The sequence below is a fragment of the Micromonospora sp. CPCC 206060 genome (assembly GCF_036906895.1).
Classification (GTDB): Bacteria; Actinomycetota; Actinomycetes; order Mycobacteriales; family Micromonosporaceae; genus Micromonospora.
This window is the reverse complement of sequence record NZ_JBAKHU010000278.1, coordinates 1-693: the sequence shown is the minus strand read 5'-3', so window position 1 is coordinate 693 and position 693 is coordinate 1. Positions and strand designations below refer to the sequence as shown.

Below are 693 nucleotides of genomic sequence, written 5' to 3'. Positions count from 1 at the left end.
CGCAACGTGCGACCCTCATGACCAGGCTGCCCACCCGGCCGCCGACCCGAACGCGCCCGCAACGACCTCGGCGCCGGCTTGGCCAGCCCATCCGACGACGGCGGCCGCGACGAGTTCGACGAGTCCTGCCCGAGCCGAGCCCGCAGATCCGCGTTCTCCGCCCGCAACACCGCGTTTTCCCGCCGCAACACCGCGTTTTCCCGCCGCAACCCGGCGTTTTCCCGCTCCAACTCAAGAACCCGGGCCTCCAACCGGGCAAGCCGCTCAAGCAGCTCCACGATGGACGGCGTTCCGGACACCCAACCATGATCCAACCCGAACGACCCAGGTCAAGCCGACCCGCCGACGAGCACCTGACCAGTCACAGGTGATCATCCCGTACCACAAGCCCGCCGACGGCAGCGAGTTACCCGAGTGGAAGGCGGACCTGAACAAGCAACACCGCACCGTCCGAGCACAGGTCGAACACGCCCTGGCCCGCATGAAGCGCTTCAAGATCCTGCGCGACTACCGCCGCGCCGCCAGCACATTGACCGACACCGCTTCCGGTATCGCCCACCTCCACAACATCATCCTCGCCGGGTGACACCAACACCGTTGCCGGACAACGCCTTCACCGTGAGCTGTGTCGTGACTGGTCAGGTGGTCGCTGCGCCGGTGGGTAGCCAGGGACAGCCGGCGACGAGTTCGGTG

General features: G+C 67.4%; 1 protein-coding gene and 1 pseudogene. One reads left to right on the top strand and one right to left on the bottom strand.

Features of this window, described 5'->3' with window-relative positions; all coding sequences use genetic code 11:
* Nucleotides 1-251: DUF6444 domain-containing protein (locus tag V6U90_RS33740; RefSeq protein ID WP_442933716.1), on the bottom strand; the 251-nt coding region annotated here is incomplete at its 3' end.
* A 116-nt stretch (nt 252-367) separates the two neighbouring features.
* On the opposite strand from V6U90_RS33740, the pseudogene V6U90_RS33735 reads away from it, so the two are divergent.
* A pseudogene (locus V6U90_RS33735) lies at nt 368-586 on the top strand (transposase family protein); the annotation flags it as partial.
* Nucleotides 587-693: the final 107 nt, after the last annotated feature.